General features: G+C 50.7%; 5 protein-coding genes. 3 read left to right on the top strand and 2 right to left on the bottom strand.

The features are described 5' to 3' along the window. Positions 1-473, bottom strand: a 473-nt coding sequence (locus COY37_RS00225; protein WP_286975435.1) for an HAD family hydrolase, incomplete at its 3' end; no start/stop codon positions are given. Positions 474-871: 398 nt separating this feature from the next. On the opposite strand from COY37_RS00225, the gene COY37_RS00220 reads away from it, so the two are divergent. From COY37_RS00220 to COY37_RS00210, 3 genes are all read left to right on the top strand, one after another. Further along, a complete protein-coding gene (locus COY37_RS00220; protein WP_286678867.1) occupies positions 872-1,279 on the top strand; it encodes an ArsR/SmtB family transcription factor in 408 nt (135 codons plus the stop codon). A gap of 6 nt (positions 1,280-1,285) precedes the next feature. Further along, positions 1,286-3,655, top strand: a complete 2,370-nt coding sequence (locus COY37_RS00215; RefSeq protein WP_286678868.1) for a heavy metal translocating P-type ATPase — start codon at positions 1,286-1,288, stop codon at positions 3,653-3,655. Positions 3,656-3,736: 81 nt separating this feature from the next. Further along, positions 3,737-3,931, top strand: coding sequence for a 4Fe-4S dicluster domain-containing protein (locus COY37_RS00210; protein ID WP_286678869.1), 195 nt, complete (start codon positions 3,737-3,739; stop codon positions 3,929-3,931). 16 nt (positions 3,932-3,947) lie between these two features. Here the strand turns inward: COY37_RS00210 and COY37_RS00205 are convergent, their stop codons facing one another. Beyond that, on the bottom strand, positions 3,948-4,619 hold the full coding sequence (locus COY37_RS00205) for a glycosyltransferase family 2 protein (RefSeq protein WP_286678870.1): 672 nt from the start codon (positions 4,617-4,619) through the stop codon (positions 3,948-3,950). Positions 4,620-4,743: the final 124 nt, after the last annotated feature.

Raw genomic sequence — 4,743 nt, 5'->3', positions numbered from 1 at the left:
TGCGATTTCAGGGGGTTCTCCCACTCTGGGATAAGATCGATTTTACGGCGGTTCATGCGATTATAGACGATATCTATGGTAACGTTTGATCTGCTTTCAATATGCTCCTTTACGGCTTCGGCTGCGCGGTCGAGAAGCGTGTTCTCCTCTTCGGTCGCAACCCTCTTAAAAAGCACGACCGGCTCTGAATTCTCATCAAAGCCGTACACTTCGGAGCCCCTATTTGTGCAGATAAAAAGGTTTTTCTTGTGGGGACCGTTCACCAGCGAGGCGAACTGCCGGTTGACGTTGTCAAAGTTTGTGCCGGTGATAACCACGATATATACCCCGTATTTCATAAGCTGTTCGAGTACCTCGGTAATGGCCCGGGCATCGGCGTTACGGTTCTCGACAGCCGTTCCGTCCCAATCAAACGCAATGATCTTGTACGGATGTTTCTTTATCTTTGGAAAAGCGACTACGCAATCATTCAAGGTAAAAACTCCAATTCAATAATTTGTATTAAGCTTATCCGACACTATCTACCCAAATGCTGGTACTCTCCTATCCCCTTATTATCGGAAATTTTGTGGCGAAATTGAACCTCTCGCCTGACCCATCGTGCTACTTTGTCTTTTAAGTTTATTGTTTCCACCCGATCACCTATGGGGATTATTTGAGCAATAGCATTTTATGCAAAAAAAACCCTTTTCTTAATGTAAACAAAAAGTAAAGCGATGACAAATATTTTCGCCCACCCCACATTCTATTCACCCATTCACCAATCTCCCCCAGGCCCTTCCCCCGCTCTTTTAATTATTCATTGACCCCGAGAAATAATCCGATATAATTAAACATATGATCACATATTCATATGTATGGAGATTACCGGATGTCTATTGACGATATTTGCGGGGAGACCCGGTTCGACATGTCTAAAGTCGCTGATGTAAAAGAGCATCTGCAGCATCTAATACCGGATGTCGCGATCGAGCGACTTTCGGATACATTTAAGGTGCTATCGGACCCTACCAGGGTAAAGATAGTGTTTGCGCTGCTTCGCAGCGAGTTGTGCGTGTGTGAAATTGCCGAGGTGGTCGGGATGAGCCAATCTGCTATCTCGCATCAACTGCGAAAGCTAAAAGACCATCGCGTTGTTAAGCGCCGTAAGGCCGCTAAAATGGTGTACTACTCGCTTGACGACGAACATATTATAAAACTGCTGACTGAGGGTATTTCCCACGTCCGGGAAGAGCTGCATGACCCCATTGCCCTCCCCCTCGGCGAGAGGTTAAGGTGATGTGTTGTGGCGACTAGGGGCGTTAGCGGGGAGCGTGCAACAGAAGAAACCGTAGCCATATCGGGCCTTGATTGCCCGGACTGCGCCCTTAAGGTGCAGAAAGCCGTTCAGAAGCTACCCGGTGTCAAAGACGCTGAAGTTAACTTTACTGCATCGAATCTGCGTATTAAATATGACCCCCAGGTGAGTTCGAAGGAGACGGTCTTCTCGCTCATTAAAGACTTCGGATACGGGGTCGGCACTACTGAGGACATAAGAACGTCGATGTTTCGCATCGGTGGGCTTGATTGCCCGGATTGCTCGGCGAAATTGCAGAGAAAAATCGCGGGCCTCGACGGCGTCGACTCGGCCGAGCTGGTCTTTGAGACCGGAAAGCTTACTGTAAGCCACCATGAAGAGGTTGTTCCCGACTCAGAGGTCATAAGGATGATTGAGGCCAGTGGGTATACCGCAGTGCTTGAGGGCGCCAAGCTTGCCGAAACGCCTAAGAGATCATTCTGGCTTTCCGACAAGAGGGCGTTAACGGTGCTGATTGCCGCTGTGCCACTTGTAATCGCGGGTCTTCTTCAATTGTTGCTTGGGCAAAGTATCGTTACAATTGCATTATTTACCGCAACCGCCGTTATTGCCGGGTACAGGCCCGCCAAGGGTTCGATCTCTTCGCTGAGGTCGCGGGTGTTCGATATGAACGTCCTTATGACGGTTGCGGTTATAGGGGCGATGGGGCTCGGGCAATGGGCCGAGGCTGCAACGGTTATGTTTTTGTTTGCGCTGGGGACGATGCTTGAGGCATATACGATGGATAAGACCAGGCACGCAATTCATCGGCTGCTTGAACTTGCGCCGAGCGAGGCTACGATTAAAACCGCGGGAGGTACAACGGTCGTCCCTGTTGAGGATGTGCGCATCGGGGATATCGTGGTAGTCAAGCCCGGCGAGGGCATACCGGTAGACGGTGAAGTCGCCTCGGGCCGCTCGTCTATAAATCAATCCGCAATTACCGGGGAGTCGCTGCCTGTCGTCAAAGAGACGGACGACCAGGTCTTTGCCGGTACGCTCAACTTGGAAGGCTACCTGGAAATAAAGTGCACGAAACTATCAGGCGATACGAAAATAGCCCACATTATCCACTTGGTCGAAGACGCCCAGGCCAAGAAGGCGCCTTCACAGCGATTTATCGATAAGTTTTCCGTCTACTACACGCCGATTGTCATCGGAATCGCTCTCACCATAGCAATTATCCCTCCGCTTGCCGGGCAGCCGTTTATTACCTGGTTTTATAGAGCGCTCGTGTTGCTTGTAATCGCGTGCCCGTGTGCGTTGGTTATCTCTACGCCGGTATCAATTGCGGCCGCGATCGGCGCGGCGTCAAGAAGTGGTGTACTCGTTAAAGGCGGCGCATACCTTGAGGCCGTGGGCCAGGCATCTGCAATCGTATTCGATAAGACGGGAACACTTACCACAGGCCGGCTTTCGGTTACCGACGTGGTGCCGTTAAACGGTTATAAAGAGGACGAGATCGTAAAACTTAGCGCGGCAATGGAATCAAGGTCGGGTCACCCTCTGGCAGAAGCCATCATCAGGTATGCCGGCGAACAGGGTCTTGGTTTCAGAGAGCCCTATAACTTCGAGTCGCTCCCCGGGCGCGGCTTAAAAGCCGACTTCGGCGGCATTACCTACTATATTGGCAATCCAAGGCTTTTCGAAGAAATTTCCGAAGGGATAAATATGATCGACCCGGAAGTCGATCCCCTGATATTCGCCTTGCAGCGTGAAGGTAAAACCGTATTTATACTTGGAACCGGTGAGAAGCTTTTAGGGATCGTCGCCGTTGCGGATAGGCTGCGCGAAGATGCAAGGCAAACCGTAAAGCAGCTTAGAAGCATCGGTATCACAAATATTGTAATGCTCACCGGCGACAACGCAGATACCGCGAAGGAGATCGCCTCTCAGGTCGGTATAGACGACTACCGTTCGGAACTGTTGCCGGAGGACAAGGTTAAAGCCATCGAGTCGCTCTCCGACAAATACGGCCGTGTCGTGATGATCGGGGATGGCGTAAATGATGCGCCGGCTCTCTCGCGTGCCGACGTCGGTATCGCCATGGGCGCAATCGGATCGGATATCGCGCTTGAGACCGCGGATATCGCGCTGATGGCCGATAGGCTCCATAATGTGCCGTATACAATTAATTTAAGCAGGCGCGCGCTGCGGATTATAAAGCAAAACGTAGCCGCTTCGATTATGGTGAAGCTCGCGTTTATCTTTCTGGCCGTGATCGGTGCCGCGACGTTGTGGATGGCGGTCTTTGCAGATACCGGCATATCGCTGTTGGTAATCTTGAATGGTATGAGGTTGTTTACACGCAAAAGTTAGAATTAGTTGGAAACTAGGTCAAAATCAAGCCTTCTTCTGGCTCCTGGCTTCCAAAAGTTTTTTACAAGGAGTTTTTATTGCATGAAAAAAGCGGGTGTTGATTATAGCAAATGTCAGATTTGCAGTAAGTGCACGGCACGCAAAGCCTGCCCTACAAAAGCGCTGTTTAAGATAGATGAAGACGAGCCCGCGTCTGTGGATATCCAGCTGTGCTATGGATGCGCCAAGTGCACGATGGAGTGCCCCCATAACGCGATATACGTTCGAGAGCTTTAGCCGGGATAGCTTCCGGCTAAGGGGTCTTTGTCCGGCTTGCCTTTCTGGTTACAAGTTGCTTGATGATATCGCTGTACATCTTCATTCGCGCCTTAAACCCACCAACGGCGCCGAGCTTTTCCTCCTTCATAACCTGGGTCGCATCGGGAAACGGTACTTCTTCAACCTTGAGGTTGTTTTGTTTAGCGTGTTGCGTAATAGCTATCTCGACACCAAAACCGGTAGATTCGAGATCGGCTAACCCTGTGAGAACTTCTCTTCGCAGTGCACGTTGCCCGGATATAAACGGGACTATTGTTTGGGCGAGATCAGTCCGAAGCCGTCCGCCCGTAAATTTTCCTACCGTCATCATGAGTTCGGGGTCGTTTAAGAGGGGTTGGATAAGATCCGTTATATGCTCAGGCGTTATCCCGATCAGATCGGCATCGATGAATGCGATAATATCGGCATCCGTGGCCTCGATGCCGGTTTTCATGGCCGCGCCTTTGCCGCCGTTTGTTTCGCAATCGATTACGCGGACGTTGTAAGACCCCGCGACTTCGGATGTCCTGTCGCTTGAGCCGTCGCTAACAACCAGTATCTCGTCGATCAGGCTGACTTGCTGCAAGATATCTAAGACGCCGCCGATATGCTTTTCCTCATTATATGCCGGTACGATAACTGTGATTTTATCCGGCGTTTTCTGCATCTGGTCCTCCAGGCTGCAACATAGAGCGCATCTTCACTACCAGCTCTGATATCCTATCAACCGCATCATCCACCCGGTATTCGATCCGCTCTGCGGTCGCCCTTATTTTTACTTCAACATTGCC

It is taken from the genome of Candidatus Aquicultor secundus, from assembly GCF_002791875.1.
Lineage (GTDB): Bacteria > Actinomycetota > Aquicultoria > Aquicultorales > Aquicultoraceae > Aquicultor_A > Aquicultor_A secundus.
Note: the sequence above shows the minus strand (reverse complement) of the source record. Positions and strands in the feature narration are given on the sequence as shown.